This window comes from Bacillus niameyensis, from assembly GCF_001375535.1.
In the GTDB taxonomy this organism is placed as follows: domain Bacteria; phylum Bacillota; class Bacilli; order Bacillales; family Bacillaceae_C; genus Lederbergia; species Lederbergia niameyensis.
The window spans coordinates 2502397-2523188 of record NZ_LN831197.1; the positions used below are offsets into that span (position 1 = coordinate 2502397).

Below are 20792 nucleotides of genomic sequence, written 5' to 3' on the forward strand. Positions count from 1 at the left end.
ACGACCGCCAATACTAACCTAGAATCCGTTTTTTGGAGGTTTTTCCATATGGACTTCTTTAAAAAGAGGAACTCAAAAGATTCTATGCCAGAGCCAAAAAAGCAACAACCGGAATACTTGAAAGCCGATATCATTTACAATGTTTACCGATTGAAGCTAGCTTTTCAATATCCAAGAAATAGCGCATTAATTATTCGTGAACTGCAACTTCCTTCTTTAGATCATAAAAAGGCAACTGTTTTATATATCGAAGGTACAGTAGATACGAATATGATTGATGAACATATTATCACACCACTGTTACATGAGTCCAAGCCTCCTATTCCAAATGATAATTTTACTTCGGAGGTTGTAAATAGTATTTTAACTACCTCGAATGCAAAGACAATTAACTCTTTTGAAGATGCTATAAAAGATATGATCAACGGGAATACAATCATTTTGATCGATAAGGAAGAACAAGCAGTATCAGTTGATACGGCTGGATTCGAAAATCGCTCTTTGTCTGATCCTACGACTGAGCCCGTTATTAAAGGGCCAAAAGTTGCCTTTAACGAATCAGCGGCAGTTAATCGTTCCCTAATCCGGAAGTATATTAAAGATCCTCAATTAATCTGTGAACTCATTACGGTCGGGGAGCGAACACCACAACAAGTCTCTGTCATGTATTTAGAAGGAATTGCTGATAAGGATTTAATTGAAGCTATGAAAAAACGTCTGTCTGATATCGAGCGAGACGGCATTCTTGAACTTACGCTTTTAGAACAATGTATTGAGGAAAGACCATACTCTTTAATTCCGTCGACGATGACAACAGAGCGCCCAGATCGTGCTTGCTTTTTCTTACAGGAAGGCCATGTTGTCCTATTATTGGAAGGATCCCCCCTTGCTCTCATAGCTCCTATTACATTTTGGTCTTTATTTCAGACAGCAGAGGATCAATATTTCCGTTGGGCATACGGAAACTTAACTCGTCATATTCGTTTAATCTCTCTCTTGCTCGCTTTGTTCATACCAGCTCTTTATATTGCAATCAGTTCCTATCACCCAGAAATGCTTCCTACAGACTTAATGTTGGCTATTGCTGGAACGAGAGAAAGGGTTCCTGTTCCTGTAATCGTTGAATTGTTATTTATGCAAATTACATTTGAAATTTTACGAGAAGCAGGGACTCGTATTCCGACGCAAATTGGCCCTACAATCGGAATTGTTGGTGCCCTTATTCTTGGCCAAGCGGCTGTTCAAGCGAATTTAGTCAGTCCTATTCTAGTTGTCATTGTAGCGATTACAGGCCTAGCCTCTTTTGCGATTCCAGATGTAAGTTTAAATGTGGCAGTCAGATTAATTAGCTTTATTTTTATTTTAGCCGCTAACTTTATGGGCTTTTTCGGACTTGCCTTATGCACCACTTTCATAATCGCCTATCTTTTATCAGTCAAATCCTTTGGTGTCCCATTCTTTGCACCATATTCACCCCATCTTCCATCATCAAAAGATTTGTATTCACGTCCAGTTTTTTGGAGACAGTGGTTACGCCCTTTTTCTACTTCTCCAGAGGATAAAGCGCGGGCTGAACAGCCAAAAGGGGACAGACGCAAATGATTAAAATTTCCGATGGAAAAATAGGAATGCGGGAGTATGCATCTATAATATTTCTTACGATTGGAACAAAGTATACAGATACTACACCAAGTTTTTTGTTTAAAGCAGGGAAAAATGCAGCTTGGATGATCCCATTATTCTCTTTCGTAATAGTATGTGCATGTCTATTACTAATTTTATCTTTAATAAAGAAACACCAAGTTGGCCTTGTAGAGCTCGTGAATCATGTCACTGGGAAATACATCGGAGGTATTATCATACTTTGTTTCTTTCTATACATGTTTTTAGGTACCGTAATCAATGGTCGAAGTTATGCGGATATTGTCGATACAATGTTTTATCCGAATACTCCTGTTCCTGTTGTTTTATTTTTACTATTAGCAGCGAGTTTTCTCATTGCTAATCGCGGTTTAGAAACAATTGGACGCACTGCTTGGTTTCTTTTGCCTGCTATTGGGTTTGCGGCCGTTCTCCTTCTCGTGTTAACGTATGATCGCTTATTTTGGGAGCATCTATTCCCAATTGGAGGACCTGGACTTAAAATAATTTTGAAAGAGAGTCTTACACATACTTCCATTTTTGGAGAAGTCCTAATACTCGCCTCTTTCTTTTCTTTCATTCGCTCTTACAAAGAATTTCGTACAGCATCCCTAATAGGGATCACGGTAACTTGTGTAACAATGACAGTGTATCTTATATTCTATGTCGTAGTATTTGATATGCCTTCTGTTGAAAATTTAGCATATCTCCATCAACAGCTACAGAGAATTGCCTCAGTTGGTCAAGTTTTCACCCATATGGAAGCAATTTTCTTAGCACTTTGGTTACTTGGCTCAATCATTCATTTTTCGATTTATTTATATTTATCTGCTTATCTGCTCGCAGGTGTTTTGCAATTAAAGGAATTTGAACCGCTTATTTTACCACTTTCAGGTTTTGCCTTCTTTTTTGGCCTATTACCCGAGAATGCTTATCAAAGCGGCTCATTTCGCGAATTCCTTCTAACACTTGAATCTAGCTTAGTTGTTTTCATACCCATCTTAATTTGGTTGGTGGATTGGTTGAAGGAGCGTGGTAGTCGTGAAAACTCTTAAGTTCGTCTTTTATTGTATCTTCCCTCTTTTTATTCTTTCTGGCTGTTGGGATCAAGAGGAAATCGAGGAGCGTGCCTATGTTGTTGTTCTCGGACTCGATAAAAGCGAAGATAATTTAATTGATGTTACTTTTCAAATTGCCAATCCGCAAAGAGCTACTTCTCAAGAAGCTGACGTCCAAAATGAACCTCCAAGTGATATTGTTACCATCACTGCCTCTGATGTTTTGGATGCAAAAGAATTAGCAAATACAATTGTATCAAGGGAAATGAATTTCGATCATTTACGAACGATGATCATAGAGGAGGAATTGGCTAAAACGGAATTGTTTCCCCATATTCTTGGTTCGGCAATCGTGGATCCCGAAATTCGGCGTGATGTAAATTTAATTGTTAGTAAAGAAAAAGCTAGAAAATTTATTGATAAAAATAAACCAAAATTGGAAACACGACCACATAAATATTATAGTTTCATGGTAAGGAGATGGATCGAAACAGCCTATTCTCCTCAAGCCGATATCAATCGTTACTTTCTGAGAATATCTGATGAATTATTTTTATCTGTATTAGCTACCACCGAGAAAAACGAACATGGGCCACACCCTAATGTAGGTTATCAGGTGGGAGAAGTTCCCCAAAAGGGCGGAGATCCCGTACAGATGGTTGGATCTGCCGTTTTTAAAAATGGGAAGATGATTGGGACCTTATCTGGAAGAGAAACAAGAATTGCCTTATTCCTAAGACCCAAAGCTGTTACTTATATACAGACAGACACTTTTCCTGATCCACTTGATGATAACAGTCATGTAACAGTCAGGATCATTCGAAATGAAGATGCTAAAGTTAAGGTGAATGCGAAAAAGGACCCGGTTGAAATCAAAGTTTCAGTCCCGGTCAATTTACAAGTATTTTCAAATCCAAGCCTTAATAATTATACAGCGAATAAAAAGAACCAAGAGCTACTTAAAGAATCGATTAAAAAAAGGATGGAAGAAAATGCGATGAAGCTTGTAAAAAAAACGCAAGAAGAATTTAAGGGCGAACCATTCTTGTGGTATTTAGCCGCACGGAGAGAATTTTGGACAATACAAGAATTCGAAGATTTTGCCTGGGAGAAAAAATATTTAAACGCAGATGTCCAAATTGATTTTGATATGGAAATTGAAAGCTTCGGGGAAATGATAGAACCTCCAAAAATCAATAAACATAAGGTGGACTGATCTGATTGAGTTACTTGCTAATCGCGATCTCACTATATTTGACCTACTTTACATTTAACTTCGCACGTGCAGTTTGGAAGGATAAAAAGAAATTTGCAAGTGTCATCATCGCAGTTATGGCCGCATGTTTTCCCGTTTTATCGATACTTTACTATATAAAGTGACTATCGCTTTCGGTTGAATAAAAAATAAACGCACCATCGTCCATTAAACCACGATGGTGCGTTTTATGTTATTGAGCCTCTTTCATCTCAAGTTGTTGAAGCTGTTCTTCTGTGTCGACTTCTTTGTGCGCTTCAACATACTGAATTTGGTGGCCATCTATTTCTTTAACTGTAAATTTAAAACCATCGGCGGAGATACTCTCCCCTTCTTGAATATCGAAGTTTTGTGATAAGATCCATCCACCAAGAGTATCAACTTCTTCATCAGAAAGATTCGTACCTAGTAAATCATTCACTTCATTTATTAATACTTTCGCACTGAAGGAATAATTTTCTTCATCTATTTTCGTAATTTCTTCAATTTCATCTGTATCAAATTCATCGCGAATTTCACCAACGATTTCCTCGATTATATCTTCTACTGTTACGAGACCCGAAGTTCCTCCGTATTCATCTAATAATACAGCCATATGGGTGCGCTCTGTTTGCATTTTCAATAGAAGATCACTTATTGGTATCGTATCAATCACGTGTATAACCGGTTTCAGAAAATCAGTAATTTTGATACTTGTATAATCAAAATCGCCGCTCTTTACTTGTGCTAACAAAATATCTTTTATATTAATTAAACCAATAATATTATCCTTATCGCCTTCATATACAGGATAACGCGTAAGTTTTTCTTCTTTAATAACATTCAACCAATCCTGAAATCCATCCTCTGATGACAAAGAGATCATTTCAGTTCGCGGAACCATAATTTCTTTCGCAATCCGCTCATCAAACTTAAAAACATTATTGACATACGTCAATTCCGATTGATTGATTTCACCACTTTTGTAGCTGTCGGATAAAATAATTCGCAACTCTTCTTCCGTGTGGGAAACTTCATGCTCTTTGACAGGCTTCAATCCTACCATTTTTACCATTAATCGTGCAGAACCATTCAATGCCCAAATAAACGGGAACAACAACCGATAAAACCAAATTAATGGTTTCGAGAATGCTAATGTAACAGCTTCGGATTTTTGAATAGCAATAGTTTTTGGAGCCAACTCCCCTATCACGACGTGTAAAAAGGTAATAAACAAAAAGGAGATAGTGATGGAAATAACGTGTGACACAGAATCACTAATTTCTACTTTCCCCAACAATGGATCAAGCATACTTTTAATAGCTGGTTCACCTAACCAACCGATTCCAAGAGCAGTCACTGTAATTCCTAACTGGCACGCAGATAAATACTCATCCATATGCGTTATTACATGCCTTGCAGCCTTTGCACCAGGTTTTCCTTCCTCTACAAGCTGGTCAATACGTGAGCTTCTAATCTTAACAATGGCAAATTCCGTCGCTACGAAAAATGCGGTTAAAGCAATCAATACTGCAATAAATATTAAACTGACTATGTCCAAATGGTTCACCTTTCATAGAAAGGTGGTACACCTCCTGTGAAATTAAAAATATGTCTTTTCAGACAAGAATTGTGATTATTATACCACACGAAATTCTATTTTCATATTATAAAAACATATTATTTTACTATTGTGAAATTATTCCTATTGAAGCACTTTTATGATTTTTTATGTAATCTGTAGGGATTACTAACATATTATTCGTATATATAAAAGGATAAAGGATTGGCATAATCCCCCTTTCCTTTTCACATAGAAAAATGTACAATAAGGCTTTGAAAGTGAGGTATGAAAATGAATGTTTGGGATATAATAGTCGCTTTAATTTTAGGTCTTGTAGAAGGACTTACTGAATTTGCACCTGTTTCCTCTACGGGACATATGATCATTGTCGATGATATGTTGTTAAAGTCACAGGAAATTCTTGGTTCTCCAGAAGTAGCCAATACGTTTAAAGTCGTCATTCAACTAGGTTCCATTATGGCGGTCGTCATTGTTTTTTGGTCGCGCCTTTGGAGTTTGGTCGGCATTAATATCGGCAATGCAAAGGAAGAAATCCCTTCCGATTCTAGATTGAAATTATCACACGTCATTGTCGGTCTTATACCTGCAGCTATATTAGGTTTTGCCTTCGAAGATTTTATTGACAAGCATTTATTTAGAATTGAATGGGTATTAGTCGCATTGATTGCAGGGGCAATTTTGATGATCATCGCTGACAAAAAAGCGAAACAAAGCCCTTCTGACGGTGCATCTTTAGATGAAATTACATATAAGCAAGCACTCTTAATCGGATTATTCCAATGTATCGCCCTATGGCCTGGCTTTTCCAGATCGGGCGCAACGATCTCTGGTGGTGTTTTAATGGGACTTAAACACCGTGCAGCAGCAGATTTCACATTCATCATGGCTGTTCCGATTATGTTTGGCGCTAGTGCCGTTTCTTTAATCAAAAAATTAGACGTCCTTACGACCGACGTCATTCCATTTTTCGTCGTTGGCTTTGCGAGTGCCTTTGTCTTTGCCTGGATTTCGATCCGCTTTTTCTTAGCACTCATCAGCAGAATTAAATTGCTACCGTTCGCGATTTATCGAATTGTACTAGCCATTGTTTTAGGTATTGTTTATTTTTCAGTAATGTAAAAATTATGAAGTGGATCTCAGACTTATACGAGATCCATTTTTTTATACATCTGTTATAGTAAAGGTATACATATTCTAGAGGTGTGGATTTTTATGGAAAAGGTAACATTTTCTCCACTTGGACTAGATGCAATTGTCATCGATTTTGGCGAAACAGTAAGCGTTGAACGAAATCTGGAAATTCTGAACTGTAAAGCCGCGATTGAAGCAGCGACAATCCCTGGATTTATTGAAGCGCTTCCTGCCTACACAACTTTAACTATTTTTTATGATCCGATAATCGTTGGTTCTAATTTTCCATATGAGAAAATCAAGAAATCCATTCAAGCTATTTCTCTATCCATTCAAACATCAGTGATACAAAAAAAGGTGAAGGAAATTCCTGTCTGTTATGAGGAACCCTTTGCCCCAGATCTTGAATTTGTAGCAAATCATCATCATATTTCTATTGATGAAGTCGTAAATCTTCATAGCCAAGCAACCTATCATATTTATTTCTTAGGGTTTTCACCAGGCTTTCCTTTTCTAGGAGGCATGGATTCTCGCATTGCAACGTCCAGACGCTCTTCTCCACGGTTACATGTTCCTGCTGGTTCTGTCGGAATCGCTGGTGGACAAACTGGGATTTATCCACTCGATTCACCAGGTGGTTGGCAAATCATCGGAAGAACCCCCCTGCAACTATTTAATATTAGTAAGGAGTCACCAACCTTTCTTTTACCAGGCGAACAAATTCGCTTTATACCGATCAGTAAGGATGAGTTTCAAAATTGGGAGGGACCGGCATGGCAATCCGGATAATTAAAGGCGGGACACTTACAACCTTGCAAGATCTTGGCAGGAAAGGCTGGCAATCATTCGGAATTTCCGCTGGGGGCGCGATGGATCAGTATGCTGCCAGGCTTGTAAATATCGTGCTTGGTAACAAAGAGGATGAAGCTGTCTTGGAAATGACTCTTCATGGCCCCACTTTGCAATTTTATAAAAACGCGATAATAGCTCTTTATGGAGCAGATATGCAACCAAAATTAAATGGAAGATTGATAGAAATAGGGAAGCCCATCCAAGTTCAGGTCAAGGATGTGTTAAAGTTCGAGTTTGCTAGAAAAGGAATGAGGACTTATTTAGGAGTAAAAGATGGATTCGATATTCAAAGTGTATTAGGAAGCAAGAGTACAAATTTAAAAGCAGGTTTCGGAGGTTTCCAAGGAAGGGCTCTGCAACAGGATGATGTTTTACCGATTAAGAATAGCTTATTTCTCGGCGATGCTACTTGGAAGTTACCTTTTCAGTTTAATAGGAAAAAGCCATCCTTCATCCGTTTTGTAAGAGGAAGGCAATATGATTGGTTCTCTCCAAAGTCTCAGCAACTTTTTCATTCATCAACTTTTACGATTAGCTCCCAATCAGATCGAATGGGTTTCCGCTTAACAGGCCCCCCTGTCATAAGGGAGCATCCTAAAGAACTCATCACAGAAGCAACTACTTTTGGGTCGATCCAGATACCTGGGGATGGTCAACCGATTATTTTAATGGCCGATCGCCAGCCTACTGGCGGGTACCCGAAAATCGGCGAAGTTATTACTCCTGACTTGTCGGCCTTAAGTCAATTGCGGCCAGGTGAGGAAATTCATTTTGTGGAAATCTCACTTCATAAAGCGCAAAGTATCTATTTTAAACAACAACAGGAACTCGCTCAATTAAAAGCGGCTTGTCACCTGAAATGGAACGATTTTTAGTAGGGAGGTTTTTAAATGCGGAAAATTGATTTAAATTGTGACATTGGCGAAGGATTCGGTTCCTATACGGCAGGTTTAGATGAAAAAATTATGCCTTATATTTCCTCGGCGAACATTGCCTGCGGTTTTCATGCAGGTGACTTTTCAACGATGAACAAGACTGTCTTGCTTGCCCTTGAAAACAGTGTTGCCATTGGAGCCCATCCCGGATTGCCGGATTTGCAAGGCTTTGGTCGAAGAAAGATGGCGATCTCTCCTCAAGAGGCCTATGAGATTGTTCTTTACCAGATTGGTGCGTTAAATGCTTTTATATTAGCAAATGGCGGAACCTTGAACCATGTAAAACCTCATGGGGCTCTTTACAATATGGCAGCCGTTGATATTGGAATTGCCGATGCCATCGCGGAAGCTGTATACCGTTTTAACCCGGAGTTACGTTTATTCGGGTTGTCTGGAAGTGCATTAATCCGTGCTGGCGAAAAGCTTGGGCTTCAGACAACGAGCGAGGTCTTTACTGATCGTACTTATCAAAGTGATGGCACTCTCACACCTCGATCAGAACCGAACGCGTTAATCAAAGACGCAGATCAAGCCATTTCCCAAGCCTTATGTATGGTAAAAGAACAAAAAGTACATTCTCTTCAAGGCGACGATGTCCTTGTCAAAGCAGATACGATCTGTGTTCATGGAGATGGGACGTCAGCACTTGAGTTCGTTAAAAGATTGAATGAAGTATTTTCGGCGGAGGGGATTTCGATTCGGGCGTAAGATATTTTCGTGCTAGGACTAGCTCTGATAAGTTTGTTCGCGTTAGAACGGGTGTTATTCGCGTTATTTCCATTTTATTCGCTTTACAGAGCTAGCCCCTATTATTCGGTAAATAATATAACAAAGTCCTTCATGTTTTGATACGATTTTCCCTTTGGAATCTCGTTCTTGTATCCACGTTTCAAGCATACACTAGTCATATGACCAGATTAGAGGTGGTAATATGATTATTCACGTCGTGACAAGCGGAGAGACGTTATGGGGTATCGCCCAACGTTATGGGAGCAGTAGTAAGCAAATTGCTGCGGCCAATGAATTACCTGATCCGAACAAGCTCATTGTCGGCCAATCTTTAGTAATTCCTGTAACGGCCTTTTACCATACTGTACGCAGCGGAGAAACGCTTTGGAGTATTGCCCAAAGATATGGGATTCAATTAAATGCGATTATCCAAGCCAATCATCTTAGTAATCCGTCTATGATTAATGTCGGCACTCAGTTGTTGATTCCTCCTCGAACCCATGTTGTCCAGTCCAACGAAACCCTTTGGCAAATTGCTCAGCATTACGGGGTAGATATTCAAAATCTTATTCGAATCAATCATATTCAAAATCCAAATCAAATTCTCGTTGGTACAGTTTTAACGATTCCTTTTCCAAAACCTGTCATCGATGTTAATGCTTATACGATTAATACAGGGGAGACGGGTGCTAAGGAAGTCCGGGAGGTTGGCGCATACTTAACGTCTGTCATGCCATTCGTTTATACGATGAAGGCAGATGGAGGATTAACTTCAATTCAAGACACCCCCATTATTCAAGCAGCAAAAGAAAATAATATCATTCCTTTAATGAGTATTACGAACTTTACTTTTCAGGATCCTGGCACTCAATTAGCCCATACGATCCTTTCCAATACGCAAATTCAGGATCGCTTACTAACCAATATCATGAACACGATGAAGGAAAAAGGATATCGTGGACTTAATGTTGATTTTGAAAATGTGCAGGAAACAGACCGAGAATTGTATAATCAATTTTTACAGCGGGCTGTCAATCGCCTCCATCCACTCGGCTACTCTGTTTCCACTGCTCTAGCACCAAAAACGAGTTCCACTCAAAAAGGATTATTATATGAAGCTCACGATTATGAAGCACATGGAAGAATTGTGGATTTCGTTATTTTAATGACGTACGAATGGGGATACCGTTTTGGACCGCCTCAAGCCATTTCTCCGTTGAATGAGATGAAACGTGTTATCGATTATGCGATTACTGTCATTCCAAGAAATAAAATTATGATGGGTTTTCAAATTTACGCTCGCGATTGGCTTCTTCCCCACGTTAAGGGACAAGAAGCTGAAACTTTTGATATGCAAGAAGCTATTAGACGCGCTCAAAAATTTGGCGCAACAATCCAATACGATCGAATCGCCCAATCTCCATTTTTCCGTTATACAGACGAACAAGGACGTCAGCATGAAGTCTGGTTTGAAGATGCTCGCAGTGCGCAAGCCAAATTTGACTTAGTTAAAAATTACCGTCTTCTCGGAATTAGCTATTGGGTATTAGGCTATCCTTTCCCACAAAATTGGCTATTGCTTGAGGATAATTTCGGAATAAGAAAAGGCTAATATAATAGTTGGAATACCCAGGAATAGCAAACGAAGTTGAAAATAGAAAAAATCCCTCATCACCAATTTCATGGATGATGGGGGATTTCTCTTTTACTCTTGTTTTCCCGTATATTGGATTTCATTTCGATCGAATGGTACAAACCCTTCTGGCTCATAGAAACGGAGTAAATCCTTCGTCACAATCCGATCAGAAACCTCAAGTTTTTCTTTTGCAACTTGGTCGGACGGTTCACAGGTCGTCATATCCATTTCTTCACCTGTTCCAGTCTCATAGCATTTTCCACCGACTTGTGTTACATCAGGGGTAACAAAATCACCATTACGGAATGGCACGATTTCCTTAAATTCAGGAGACAAGATGTCGTTTCCTGATTGTAAATAATCGCGAGTATTCACACCTAGCAAATGCATAATAGTTGGCTGAACATCTACCTCGCCACTATATTTATGAACTACTCCACCTTTTACACCAGGTACATGGATAAAGAGTGGCACACGTTGTAATTGTGCATTTTTAAACGGCGTGATTTCCTCTCCAACTACTTGAGCCATTGCATCATTATGGTTTTCGGAAATACCGTAATGATCCCCATACATGACTATAATCGTATTGTCATAGAGTCCTGACTCTTTTAAATCATTGAAGAATTCTTCAAGTGCATTGTCCATGTAATTCGCTGATTGGAAGTATTGATTAACGACACTATCCCCGAAATCACCCGCAGGGAAATCTGTATCTCCCTCATCCATTTTGAAAGGAAAATGATTCGAAAGAAGAATTAACTTCGAATAAAATGGCTGTGGCAATTCCTCCAGCAGTGGCATTGATTCTTTTAGAAACGGCTTATCTTTCATCCCATAGTTTTTCGTATTTTCTGGGCTCATATCATAATAAGTCGCATCATAAAAGCGATCATAGCCAAGTGATTTATACATCTCATTTCGATTCCAAAATGTTTTGTAGTTACCATGAAGTGCTGCAGATGTATATCCTTTCGATTTCAAAATTGCAGGTGCTGCGTGATACGTATTCTGTGCTTTATTAATAAAAACAGATCCCTGTGACAATGGGAAAAGTGAAGTTTCCATCATAAATTCAGCATCAGATGTTTTTCCTTGTCCCGTTTGATGGAAGAAATTATCGAAATAAAAAGTTTCTCCATCATGAGCTAATGAATTTAAAAACGGCGTAACTTCCTGACCATCCAATTTGTAATCAATCATAAACGTCTGCAAAGACTCCAAGGATATATACATTACGTTCATACCCTCGGCTTTACCGAAATAATCAGGATTAGGTTTAGCAAAATTTGCTTTAATATTATTTTCAATTTCCGTTAAATCATCACTACTAGCAAGAGTCCGTTGAATCGAAGAACGAGTCGTTTGAATCGTATCATAGATCGTAAAATTATAAGCCCCTAAATATTTCACTAGATAGTTACGGTCAAAAGATCTTGTCAATAATTCTGGACGATCTGCTTCAGCTAAGGACAAGTTAAACATAAAGACTGCAACAGCCGCAACCATTGGCAACATAGCAACTCTTCTATTGTTGCGAGGTTTTAAAGTAAACACTTTAAAGGCAAGTAATAAAACTAATACAACTGTATCTGTGAAATAGAAAATATCAAGTGGATTCATAAGCGAAAGCGCACTTTCAGACTGCCCCCCGTTAACCTTCAATTGCGTAATAACAGGTATCGTAATAAAGTCATCGAAAAAGCGATAATAGACTACATTCGCATACAACCAAAACGACATTAAAAATTCTATTCCAATTAAAACTGCACCCCAGTGTTTTTTAAACAATAGAGCCGCACCAAGGAAAAGTAATGCAGAACTAAGTGGATTAATAAACAGCAAAAACTCCTGCATTTCATTATCGATTCCTAAATTAAACTCAATTCTATAAGTAACATACGTTTTTATCCAAAAAAGAAGAATCGCTATCAAGAAAAAATGGACGTTTTTGTCTTGAAGACTAGTAAACAGTCTTTTAAGTCTTTCCAACTTAAACACCCCTTATCTAAATTTCAATTTAAATACAACTGAATCATTATAACTCTTTTTCGCAAAAAATCTAGTGTGAGGTTCTGGAAAAACTTCAAAATTTAAGGCTATTTACAAAAAATCTTCACAAAACTTGATTGCCATCAAGGATGCAAAGATGTTCATCCCGTATGATGAAATCAGATAAAAACAATCAAAATACTAAGGAGGCGGTCTACATGACCACTATAAAATTTCAATTAGAAACTCTCTCTTGCCCATCTTGCATTAAAAAAATTGAAAATACTCTTAACAAACAAGTTGGTGTTCAAGAAGCCAAAGTTCTGTTCAATTCAAGTAAAGTCAAAACCGAATATGATGAAACGATTGTTACGGCTGATCAACTTGAGAAGCTTATCACGAAATTGGGCTATCCAGTTTTATCAAAAAAATGAAGAAAGGAGTAGTTAGTCATGACTGGTAAAACAAAGGCTCGGATCGCTGCCGTCACTGGAGGGTTACTTGTGGCAGCTTTTCTCTTTCACATAACTGGCCTGGAGCAAATAAGAAATTTGCTGCTCATTCTTTCAACCATTATCGCTAGTGTCCCGATTATTACAAAAGCGATTCAATCACTGCGCATGAAAGCTTTCAGCATCGAACTTCTTGTTTCAATTGCCGTTATTGGAGCTCTTTTTATTGGTGAGTATGTTGAATCAGCTGTCGTCTCTTTCCTCTTCCTTTTCGGTGCTTATCTTGAAGCAAGGACATTAGAAAAAACTAGAAGTTCCTTAAAAACTTTAATGGACATGGCCCCTTTGGAGGCGACTGTTCTTCGCGGCAATGAAAAAGTCATCCTTCCAATCGATGAAATAGAGGAAGGAGATCATGTTTTTATTCAATCTGGAGAAAAGATCGCAGTCGATGGCAAAGTTATCTCTGGAACAGCTTTTATTAACGAATCAGCCATTACAGGAGAATCAATACCAGCAAATAAAAAGGGCAACGATGCTGTATACAGTGGGACGATTGTGGACAATGGATATATTGAAGTCCTTGCAGAAAAAGTTGGGGATGATACAGCTTTTGCAAAGATTATTGAACTCGTTGAAGAAGCTCAGGATTCAAAAACAAAAACGGAGAAATTCTTAGAGAAGTTTGCAAACATCTACACCCCCGCCATTGTTATTTTAGCGATCATTGTCTTTATTTTCACTAGAAATATTGAGTTCACTTTAACCTTTCTTGTCATCGCCTGCCCGGGTGCCCTTGTCATCTCCGCACCCGTTTCAATCGTCGCAGGCATCGGGAATGGAGCAAAAAATGGTGTTTTGATTAAAGGCGGAGAAATAATGGAGAAGTTAGCCAAAGTAGATGCCGTGGTTTTTGATAAGACTGGGACATTAACAGAGGGAAGTCCGACAGTTACAGCTATCCAAACTTTTACATGGGAAGAGAATGAGTTATTAAAACTAGTTGCGGAAGCTGAAGTTGTATCGGAACACCATCTTGGGCAAACAATCGTAAAAGAAGCACTTGCTCGGCAATTACAACTTGCCCATTCTCCCGAAAATACCGAAATAATAAAAGGAAATGGAATACGTGCCAAAGTAGACGGGTATCTTTTGTCAATCGGAAATCGCAAACTGATGGCTGATTCGGGTATTCGTGTAACGCCGGAAATGGAAATATATGCACTTGAACGAGAAAAGCAAGGAAATACAGCGATTTTCGCGGCAGTGGACGGAAAGGTGGAAGGGATTTTTTCCATCTCTGACCAGATCCGCCCCGAAGCTGCAGACGCCTTAAAAAAATTAAGATCAGCCGGAGTCAAAGAATTTTATATGCTAACTGGCGACAACCGCCATACCGCTGAACTAGTCGCCGCAAAACTCGGAATTGATCATGTGTTTGCGGAATTATTGCCAGAAAACAAAGTAGAAATCGTCCGCGAATTGAAAGAGAAAGGCCTGCATGTTGCGATGGCTGGTGATGGAATTAACGATGCGCCTGCGATTGCTACCGCTGATATCGGTCTAGCCATGGGAAGATCCGGTACCGATGTTTCGATGGAAACAGCTGATGTTGTCCTAATGGCCGATAAGTTGGATCAATTTGCCCACGCATACTCACTGGCGAAAGCGACGGTTCGCAATATGAAGCAAAACACATTCTTCGCAGTAGGAACGGTTGTCCTCCTTCTCATCGGAGTATTAATGCAAAAAGTGTTCTTAGCTTCGGGTATGCTCATCCATGAATTAAGTGTCTTGATCGTCATTTTGAATGCCGTTCGACTCGTCAAATATAAACGTCGTCGAAGAAAAACAGCAGGCACTATGCAACGGAAGGTTGCTCTTAATTAAGAATTTATCTCCTGCTGTTTCTGTATTAGCACGTCGGACTTTTTTATTCGCGATACGACTGCCGTTGTTCGCGTTACGGCCAAATTGGCCTATTTTTAAACTATCAATTTGGCCCTTTTCACCTTAAAGGAGTTTATCCGCTATAATAGAGAAAAGTGAGAAGGGTTGTGTGCGTATGCAAAGTTGTAACCATCATAGCAATTCCCAAGGCATGCAACATCTATGCGTCTCTTTAGTCCCTATTTTCAACCATCTAAAACCGGAAGAAATGCAGGAAATCGTCAAAACAACGACCCATGCTCAATACAATCGCAATGAAACGATTTATGGAATGGGTGACAGTTCAGCTCATCTTTTTATTGTCCATCGTGGTCGAGTTAAAATCTATCGTCTTTCCGAATCGGGTAAAGAACAACTTATTCGGATTTTAGAACCTGGTGATTTTATGGGTGAAACAGCATTGTTTACAGAATCGGTTACAGATCACTATGCGATGGCTATGGAAAAGACAGAACTATGTATAATGAGACGCTCGGATTTGCAATCTTTTTTAATGAAATATCCAGCTATTTCGCTAAAAATCCTTGAGGAATTTGGCCGACGTCTAGAACGGACAGAGAAATTAATTAGTAGTCTAACTTCCGAAGATGTCGAAAAACGAATAGCTGAATATTTAGTAGAACTGACAAAGGAATCCCAATACAGTACTATCACTCTCCCCATGTCTAAAAAGGATCTTGCTTCCTATCTTGGTACAACCCCTGAGACAGTAAGCCGTAAACTGACTGAATTCCAAGAACGTGGTTGGATTGAACAAGCAGGGCAACGAAAAATTAAAGTAGTAAATCTGATAGCACTAAATGAACTGTAACAGCTGTGAACATTTCACAGCTGTTTTTTGTTAGACCGCATATTTCCTGAGCATTTCGCGAACCATACCCATATAGTGACACTTGGAAGTTTTTACAGACGAAGCAATTTATACTTTTAAAAAGGGGGTAACTACTATTCTCAATAAGAAGAAAAAAGCAATTCCCTCCGGAATGAAGGATTGGCTTGTCACACAATTTGAAAGTTCCTTTGATTTTACTCAAAAACTGTTAAAAATCGACAAAAAGGAAATAGAACTTCTATATATAAAAACATTAACTAATAATGAGCAGCTACAAAAGGTGATTATTAGACCCTTTTTTGAACTAACTTCAATGGAACAGGTGGAAGCCTACCTAACATCACTTCCCAATCAACAAACATTCGAAACGAAAGAACAAGTTGAATTGGAATTAACAAAAGGAAGTGTTGCCGTCGCCATTAAGGACACTCTTCTTCTGTTTGATTTCAAAAAGGTTAACACAGATACTGTTCTCGAAAGTAATGTTGAGCCTACAATCATGGGTCCACAGCTGGGCCTAAGTGAAGATATTGATACTAATTTAAACTTGATTCGGCAACGCTATCACCAACCTTCCCTCGTGATTGAAATGACTCAAGTTGGTAAGAAGTCACATCAATCGTTAGCGATTATATATGACAAGGATTTGGTGAAGCCAAAAGCTCTGAAACAAATTAAAGAAAGAATCGAAATGTTAAATAGTGATGTTGTCCTGTCGAGCGCAGAGTTGATCCGCTTTTTGAATCGTAATAGCAGATCCCTTTTACCAACGATGCTGCAAACAGAACGAACAGATCGGATTACTTATAATCTATCGGGAGGAAAAGTTGTACTTCTGTTAGATGGAGATTCATTAGTCATTCTTGCTCCAGCTATCTTTTTTGATTTTATGACATCTATGGAGGATAATTACCATCCTTATTGGATCAGCAAGTTCGCCTCATTCCTTCGTTATATCGGCCTTGTCACATGTATTATTTTTCCAGGACTCTACGTTGCCGTCGCCTCCTATAATCCCGATGTCTTTCGTGCGGAATTAGCTTTATCCGTTGCTGGTTCTCGAATTGGCGTACCATATCCCTCGTATGTAGAAGTTTTATTCATGTTAATCGTCATGGAACTTTTGACAGAAGCAAGTATTCGCTTACCTAAAGCAGTAAGTGCTACTGCAACAACCGTTGGTGGTTTAATTTTAGGTACTGCTGCAACAGAAGCAGCTTTAACCTCCAATATTATGATTATCATCGTATCGGCTGTCGCGGTTTCAACCTTCGTTATTCCGATCAATGAGATGAGTTTTTCTGTTAGAGTTTCCAAATATATTATTTTATTCTTTGCAACTTTTGGAGGTATGGCTGGTTTAATGCTCTGCTTTATCGGCTTCATTATGATTTTATCCAATAAGGAAAGTTTTGGTGAACCATATTTCAAGGTGTTTATCCAATCTAAAGAAAAAGAAACGAGCGCTAAATAATTATGAATCGATATTACTACTATCTTATATTCGTTAACATGGTTGCTAATATGATTTCTGCTGTCCCCAAAATCTTTTTAACTAACAAAACAGACGGTGTTATCTGGTCTTTACTCCTTTCTGTTCCAGCGGGAGTACTGATCGTATATCTTTTTATCCGCTTTTTTAATTCTTTTCAAGGTAAGGATTTACCCGAACTATTAAAAAGCCATTTCCCTAAATGGATATATCTGCCTATTCTGAGCTTTTTTGTGATAGTTTGGCTTTCAGCCGGTCTTATTACGTTAATCACTTTTACATTTATGATTAAACGTTTTCTAACACCCGACATGTCTATTCTACTTATTGCAAGTCTCTTTTTGATATTCATATCGTACGGTGTTCTTATGCGAACGGATAGTGTTTTATATACAATTGAAACCGTACTCATTTTCTCAATACCTTTAGTAATTTTCCTTTTATATAAAGCTTATCGCAGTCCCGAATTCTCTTGGGATTTTGTTGGAGTAGCTGTTATGCATATCAATCACTGGCCAAGCTACAGTGCCTTTTCGGCCGCATTGTTTTGTTTTCTTGGTGTTGCGAATATTATCATTTATAATCACGCCTTCAAAGATAGGAAATTCCAACTTTCATGGAAACCGATTATATTCATAGGACTAGCTGGTACCCTTTCCATAATGTCGACCTTTATTATCCCTATTGGACTAAACGGTTTTGAACGGATAGAGCAGTTTGTTTATCCTGCTATTAGTACAAGTGACACGTTACGAATGAAGTTTGGTCTTATTGAAAGGGTTCTTTATGTATTTTTCACATTTTTCATGGCAATCACATTTGTTAGTTTGTTAATCCATTGGCATGTAGCTATGGAATTAGCAAAGAATGTTTTTTGGCTAAAAAAGTTTAAATGGAAAAAGGTAAATTTAACACCTGTCCTTTTCTTAGCCATATTTTGGATAATTGCCCTTTTTTTAACGGCTTATTTAGACGAATACACATTATTTACCTATACACAATTTTTCTTTAATTGCCAACCTCCCTTTTTCTTATTGATATTTATATTATTTTGGTTTATTCACAGGAGGGCACAAACATCATGAAAAAGCATTTTGCAAAAATTGCGGTTGTGCTAGTACTAATGACATCCTTTTTTTCTGGTTGTTCTTTCAAAGATATTGATAAAAGAATTTTCGTACAGGGCATTGCAATTGACTATACTGAGGATAAAGAAAAACCATATAGAATAACATTAAAATTAGCTGTGCCAACTGGAAGTTTGAAGGAATCTCAAGGAGCAAAATATAGCTATTTATCGAGGGAAGATTCTAGTTTAGCTGGAGCCATTCGCATTTTAAAAACGCATACAGATAAAGAGCTTGATTTCGGACACAGCAGAATCATTATTTTTGGTGAAAAGCTTATTGATCACAACATTAATGAAGTAACCGACTTCTTATTCAGGAGAAGAGATATTCAAATGATTGCTTGGGTAGCAGTCGGTGATCCGTCAGCGGAGGAAGTGTTAAAAGTAGAAACTCCTTCAGAGATGGCTGCTTCCCCCACATTAACAAATCTTTTTTCTCAAAATGGTGTAGAAAGTGCTTATATTGTATCAACCTTTTTGTTTGATTTGCGCAGAAAAACCTTTGAACCAGGGATCGATCCTATTTTGCCCATTATCCGTGTTAATAAGGAAAAAAACAAAATAATGGTCAATCAATCTGTTGTGTTTAAAAAACATAATGAACATGTACATCTGTCTAGTAAATTTACAAAATCCTATAATGTGTTATCAAACGATATTAATAAATATGATTTAAGAGTTAAGGGAGAGGATCATCAATTCATTTTTTCGGTCGATAGTGTTGATGTTAAATATAAAATTGATACATCCTCACTTGAACAGCCTATTATCAAAATGAAAATTCAAATTGCTGGGATCATAGAGGAATCCTTTAAAGATCTATCCCCGAAAGAGTTAGACAAATATAGCAAGTTCGCTAGTAACACTGCCAAAGAAAATGTCCATGAATTTCTCACTGCTATGCAAAAGGAAAACATTGATCCGCTTGGATTTGGATTAAGATATAGAGCAACGAGACTTGCCCAGCAAGACACTCTTTCACAATGGGAGAATATCTATCCAAATGTGAAATTTGAAATTCACGTCGATGCGAAAGTAAAAAGCACTGGAACAATTGAATAAGCATGCGAAAAGCCATGCAATAATTCCGCATGGCTTCATATTAGTTATCTCCAGCGACTTGCAAACTTCTACGAGCTAACCATTACACCGCCGTTGACATGTAAAACTTGGCCGGAAACAAAACTAGAATCGTCAGAAGCTAAGTAGACATAGGCAGGTGCTAATTCAAACGGTTGTCCCGCCCTTTTCATTGGGGCATCTGTTCCAAATGTCATTACTTGTTTTGCAGAAAAGCTTGCTGGAATAAGCGGTGTCCAAACAGACCCAGGTGCGACAGCATTGACACGAATCCTCTGTTTTTCAAGCGATAAAGAAAGTGAACGGGTTAAAGTGACAATCGCCCCCTTCGTTGCCGAATAATCGATCAGCTCTTTATGCCCTTCATAGGCTGTAATCGACGTTGTATTAATGATCGAACTTCCTTGCTTCATATAAGGAAGAGCAGCCTTGATTAGATAGAAAAAAGAGAAGATATTGGTTTGAAATGTGTATTCCATTTGTTCCTTTGAAATATCCAATATACTTTTTTGCACATATTGGACACCATGGTTATTGACTAAAATATCGAGTTTACCAAAAGTTTGAAGCGTTCTTTGAACCACATATTTTGACATTTCCTCATCTTTTAAATCGCCGGCGAGCAATAGACACTCTCCACCCAATTCCTTAATTCTTTGTTCTGTTTCCTTTGCATCGTGATGCTCATCATAATATGCGATAACAACTTTAGCTCCCTCTTTCACAAAAGCATAGGCAACAGCTCGACCAATTCCACTATCACCGCCAGTAATAATAGCAACCTTGTCCTTTAACTTATTAGATCCTTCGTATTCAGGATTTTCCGAAATGGGCCGAGGATTCATCAAATATTCATATCCTGGCTGCCTCGTTTGGTGTTGAGGCGGGAATGCAATCGGGACTGTTTTACACGTTCTTTGATAACTATAATAAGGGTAAATGGGAATCATGAAATCGCCTCCCTCTAATCTTTACTGGGCTCATTATATTCATGTTAAGTATAGGAGGTTCTTCACTTTTATATTGGTTAAGTAGAGGAAAAATATTTTTATTGACTTAGGTAA

17 protein-coding genes are annotated in these 20792 nt (G+C 38.4%); 14 read left to right on the plus strand and 3 right to left on the minus strand.

Features of this window, described 5'->3' with window-relative positions; translation table 11 throughout:
- Window positions 1–48 precede the first annotated feature (48 nt).
- From BN1243_RS11760 to BN1243_RS11770, 3 genes are read left to right on the plus strand one after another with little or no spacing between them, the layout of a single operon-like run.
- Window positions 49–1602: a spore germination protein gene (locus tag BN1243_RS11760; RefSeq protein ID WP_062107029.1), complete on the plus strand. Its 1554-nt coding sequence runs from the start codon at window positions 49–51 to the stop codon at window positions 1600–1602.
- Entirely contained in the window at window positions 1599–2696 is a 1098-nt protein-coding gene (locus tag BN1243_RS11765; RefSeq protein WP_062107031.1) for a GerAB/ArcD/ProY family transporter, read from the plus strand. The genes BN1243_RS11760 and BN1243_RS11765 overlap by 4 nt, the downstream gene beginning before the upstream one ends.
- On the plus strand, window positions 2683–3915 hold the full coding sequence (locus BN1243_RS11770) for a Ger(x)C family spore germination protein (protein WP_062107033.1): 1233 nt from the start codon (window positions 2683–2685) through the stop codon (window positions 3913–3915). The genes BN1243_RS11765 and BN1243_RS11770 overlap by 14 nt, the downstream gene beginning before the upstream one ends.
- A 232-nt stretch (window positions 3916–4147) precedes the next feature.
- On the opposite strand, the gene BN1243_RS11775 is transcribed toward BN1243_RS11770, so the two are convergent.
- Window positions 4148–5494, minus strand: coding sequence for a hemolysin family protein (locus BN1243_RS11775; RefSeq protein ID WP_062107035.1), 1347 nt, complete (start codon window positions 5492–5494; stop codon window positions 4148–4150).
- A 294-nt stretch (window positions 5495–5788) separates the two neighbouring features.
- Between BN1243_RS11775 and BN1243_RS11780 the strand changes: the two genes are divergently transcribed.
- The 5 genes from BN1243_RS11780 to BN1243_RS11800 all read left to right on the plus strand — a co-directional run bounded on the left by BN1243_RS11780 (window position 5789) and on the right by BN1243_RS11800 (window position 10777).
- Window positions 5789–6637 carry an undecaprenyl-diphosphate phosphatase gene (locus tag BN1243_RS11780; RefSeq protein ID WP_062107037.1) on the plus strand — a complete coding sequence of 283 codons (849 nt, stop codon included), beginning with the start codon at window positions 5789–5791 and terminating at the stop codon, window positions 6635–6637.
- Between the two features lie 93 nt (window positions 6638–6730).
- A complete protein-coding gene (gene pxpB, locus BN1243_RS11785; RefSeq protein ID WP_062107039.1) occupies window positions 6731–7438 on the plus strand; it encodes a 5-oxoprolinase subunit PxpB in 708 nt (235 codons plus the stop codon).
- Complete coding sequence (locus BN1243_RS11790) at window positions 7423–8376, plus strand: 5-oxoprolinase subunit C family protein (protein ID WP_062107041.1); 954 nt, start codon at window positions 7423–7425, stop codon at window positions 8374–8376. Before pxpB ends, BN1243_RS11790 begins: the two co-directional genes overlap by 16 nt.
- A gap of 15 nt (window positions 8377–8391) precedes the next feature.
- Window positions 8392–9144, plus strand: a complete 753-nt coding sequence (locus BN1243_RS11795; RefSeq protein WP_062107044.1) for a 5-oxoprolinase subunit PxpA — start codon at window positions 8392–8394, stop codon at window positions 9142–9144.
- A gap of 223 nt (window positions 9145–9367) precedes the next feature.
- Window positions 9368–10777 carry a LysM peptidoglycan-binding domain-containing protein gene (locus tag BN1243_RS11800; RefSeq protein ID WP_062107046.1) on the plus strand — a complete coding sequence of 470 codons (1410 nt, stop codon included), beginning with the start codon at window positions 9368–9370 and terminating at the stop codon, window positions 10775–10777.
- Window positions 10778–10870: 93 nt separating this feature from the next.
- Here BN1243_RS11800 and BN1243_RS11805 read toward each other — a convergent pair whose 3' ends face one another.
- A complete protein-coding gene (locus BN1243_RS11805; protein ID WP_062110586.1) occupies window positions 10871–12775 on the minus strand; it encodes a lipoteichoic acid synthase in 1905 nt (634 codons plus the stop codon).
- A 236-nt stretch (window positions 12776–13011) separates the two neighbouring features.
- Here BN1243_RS11805 and BN1243_RS11810 point away from each other — a divergent pair, with 236 nt between their 5' ends.
- From BN1243_RS11810 to BN1243_RS11835, 6 genes are all read left to right on the plus strand, one after another.
- Window positions 13012–13227: a heavy-metal-associated domain-containing protein gene (locus BN1243_RS11810; RefSeq protein WP_062107048.1), complete on the plus strand. Its 216-nt coding sequence runs from the start codon at window positions 13012–13014 to the stop codon at window positions 13225–13227.
- Between the two features lie 18 nt (window positions 13228–13245).
- Window positions 13246–15135, plus strand: a complete 1890-nt coding sequence (locus BN1243_RS11815) for a heavy metal translocating P-type ATPase (protein ID WP_062107050.1) — start codon at window positions 13246–13248, stop codon at window positions 15133–15135.
- A gap of 268 nt (window positions 15136–15403) precedes the next feature.
- A complete protein-coding gene (locus tag BN1243_RS11820; RefSeq protein WP_230200184.1) occupies window positions 15404–16006 on the plus strand; it encodes a Crp/Fnr family transcriptional regulator in 603 nt (200 codons plus the stop codon).
- A 172-nt stretch (window positions 16007–16178) separates the two neighbouring features.
- A complete protein-coding gene (locus tag BN1243_RS11825; RefSeq protein WP_062110588.1) occupies window positions 16179–17501 on the plus strand; it encodes a spore germination protein in 1323 nt (440 codons plus the stop codon).
- Window positions 17502–17503: 2 nt separating this feature from the next.
- On the plus strand, window positions 17504–18604 hold the full coding sequence (locus BN1243_RS11830; RefSeq protein ID WP_062107053.1) for a GerAB/ArcD/ProY family transporter: 1101 nt from the start codon (window positions 17504–17506) through the stop codon (window positions 18602–18604).
- Window positions 18601–19710, plus strand: a complete 1110-nt coding sequence (locus BN1243_RS11835; RefSeq protein ID WP_062107055.1) for a Ger(x)C family spore germination protein — start codon at window positions 18601–18603, stop codon at window positions 19708–19710. Before BN1243_RS11830 ends, BN1243_RS11835 begins: the two co-directional genes overlap by 4 nt.
- Before the next feature lie 68 nt (window positions 19711–19778).
- On the opposite strand, the gene BN1243_RS11840 is transcribed toward BN1243_RS11835, so the two are convergent.
- Window positions 19779–20678, minus strand: a complete 900-nt coding sequence (locus tag BN1243_RS11840) for an SDR family oxidoreductase (RefSeq protein ID WP_062107057.1) — start codon at window positions 20676–20678, stop codon at window positions 19779–19781.
- Window positions 20679–20792 lie beyond the last annotated feature (114 nt).

Bases quoted from the DNA above. Each gene is read 5' to 3' on its own strand.
- BN1243_RS11760 (WP_062107029.1), top strand. From the start codon at position 49: ATGGACTTCTTTAAAAAGAGGAACTCAAAAGATTCTATGCCAGAGCCA.
- BN1243_RS11765 (WP_062107031.1), top strand. From the start codon at position 1,599: ATGATTAAAATTTCCGATGGAAAAATAGGAATGCGGGAGTATGCATCT.
- BN1243_RS11780 (WP_062107037.1), top strand. From the start codon at position 5,789: ATGAATGTTTGGGATATAATAGTCGCTTTAATTTTAGGTCTTGTAGAA.
- pxpB (WP_062107039.1), top strand. From the start codon at position 6,731: ATGGAAAAGGTAACATTTTCTCCACTTGGACTAGATGCAATTGTCATC.
- BN1243_RS11790 (WP_062107041.1), top strand. From the start codon at position 7,423: ATGGCAATCCGGATAATTAAAGGCGGGACACTTACAACCTTGCAAGAT.
- BN1243_RS11795 (WP_062107044.1), top strand. From the start codon at position 8,392: ATGCGGAAAATTGATTTAAATTGTGACATTGGCGAAGGATTCGGTTCC.
- BN1243_RS11800 (WP_062107046.1), top strand. From the start codon at position 9,368: ATGATTATTCACGTCGTGACAAGCGGAGAGACGTTATGGGGTATCGCC.
- BN1243_RS11810 (WP_062107048.1), top strand. From the start codon at position 13,012: ATGACCACTATAAAATTTCAATTAGAAACTCTCTCTTGCCCATCTTGC.
- BN1243_RS11815 (WP_062107050.1), top strand. From the start codon at position 13,246: ATGACTGGTAAAACAAAGGCTCGGATCGCTGCCGTCACTGGAGGGTTA.
- BN1243_RS11820 (WP_230200184.1), top strand. From the start codon at position 15,404: ATGCAGGAAATCGTCAAAACAACGACCCATGCTCAATACAATCGCAAT.
- BN1243_RS11825 (WP_062110588.1), top strand. From the start codon at position 16,179: ATGAAGGATTGGCTTGTCACACAATTTGAAAGTTCCTTTGATTTTACT.
- BN1243_RS11830 (WP_062107053.1), top strand. From the start codon at position 17,504: ATGAATCGATATTACTACTATCTTATATTCGTTAACATGGTTGCTAAT.
- BN1243_RS11835 (WP_062107055.1), top strand. From the start codon at position 18,601: ATGAAAAAGCATTTTGCAAAAATTGCGGTTGTGCTAGTACTAATGACA.
- BN1243_RS11840 (WP_062107057.1), bottom strand. From the start codon at position 20,678: ATGATTCCCATTTACCCTTATTATAGTTATCAAAGAACGTGTAAAACA.